This is a genomic window from Amycolatopsis sp. NPDC114505, assembly GCF_055633615.1.
The window spans coordinates 1-1,583 of the sequence record NZ_JBVKDV010000010.1 but is presented as its reverse complement, the minus strand read 5'-3'; the positions used below and the strand labels follow the sequence as shown (position 1 = coordinate 1,583).

At 54.8% G+C, this 1,583-nt stretch carries 2 rRNA genes; both read right to left on the bottom strand.

The annotated features are described in order from the left end of the window. Nucleotides 1-3 precede the first annotated feature (3 nt). Nucleotides 4-120 (bottom strand): 5S ribosomal RNA (gene rrf, locus ACZ7OU_RS50360). Between the two features lie 67 nt (nt 121-187). Further along, a 23S ribosomal RNA gene (locus ACZ7OU_RS50355) occupies nt 188-1,583 on the bottom strand; the annotation flags it as partial.

Below are 1,583 nucleotides of genomic sequence, written 5' to 3'. Positions count from 1 at the left end.
TAAGTTCGGCGGTGTCCTACTCTCCCACAACCCTTCGGTTGCAGTACCATCGGCGCTATCAGGCTTAGCTTCCGGGTTCGGAATGGGACCGGGCGTTTCCCTGACGCTAAAACCACCGAAACACTCCGAAACAACACACGCACCAGCGTGGTGTTTCAGAACCGTAGAGTGGATGCGCAACATCTTCGTAGACAAGTCCTCGGCCTATTAGTACCAGTCAACTCGACAACACATTACTGTGCTTCCATTTCTGGCCTATCAACCCAATGGTCTATTGGGAGCCTTAACCCACAAAGGGGTGGGATACCTCATCTTGGAACAGGCTTCCCGCTTAGATGCCTTCAGCGGTTATCCCTTCCGAACGTGGCCAACCAGCCATGCCCTTGGCAGAACAACTGGCACACCAGAGGTTCGTCCGTCCCGGTCCTCTCGTACTAGGGACAGCCTTCCTCAAGTATCCTACGCGCGCGGCGGATAGGGACCGAACTGTCTCACGACGTTCTAAACCCAGCTCGCGTGCCGCTTTAATGGGCGAACAGCCCAACCCTTGGGACCTACTCCGGCCCCAGGATGCGACGAGCCGACATCGAGGTGCCAAACCATGCCGTCGATATGGACTCTTGGGCAAGATCAGCCTGTTATCCCCGGGGTACCTTTTATCCGTTGAGCGACACCCCTTCCACCAGGAGGTGCCGGATCACTAGTCCCGACTTTCGTCCCTGCTCGACATGTCTGTCTCACAGTCAAGCTCCCTTGTGCACTTGCACTCAACACCTGATTGCCAACCAGGCTGAGGGAACCTTTGGGCGCCTCCGTTACTCTTTAGGAGGCAACCGCCCCAGTTAAACTACCCATCAGGCACTGTCCCTGAACCAGATCATGGCCCGAGGTTCAGATTCCCAATTCGACCAGAGTGGTATTTCAACATTGACTCCACAGTAACTAGCGTCACCGCTTCACAGTCTCCCACCTATCCTACACAAGCCGAACCGAAAACCAATACCAAACTATAGTAAAGGTCCCGGGGTCTTTCCGTCCTGCCGCGCGTAACGAGCATCTTTACTCGTAGTGCAATTTCGCCGGGCCTGTGGTTGAGACAGCCGGAAAGTCGTTACGCCATTCGTGCAGGTCGGAACTTACCCGACAAGGAATTTCGCTACCTTAGGATGGTTATAGTTACCACCGCCGTTTACTGGCGCTTAAATTCTCAGCTTCACCCCCCGAAAGGAGTTAACCGGTCCTCTTAACGTTCCAGCACCGGGCAGGCGTCAGTCCATATACATCGTCTTGCGACTTCGCATGGACCTGTGTTTTTAGTAAACAGTCGCTTTCCGCTGGTCTCTGCGGCCACCCACCCCTAGTCCGTAAAGAACTTCAGAGTGTTTGGCCCCCCTTCTCCCGAAGTTACGGGGGCATTTTGCCGAGTTCCTTAACCACAGTTCACCCGATCGCCTTGGTATTCTCTACCTGACCACCTGTGTTGGTTTGGGGTACGGGCCGTGCATGCACTCACTAGAGGCTTTTCTCGGCAGCATAGGATCACTCTACTTCGCCTCAAACGGCTACGCATCACGTCTCAGCCT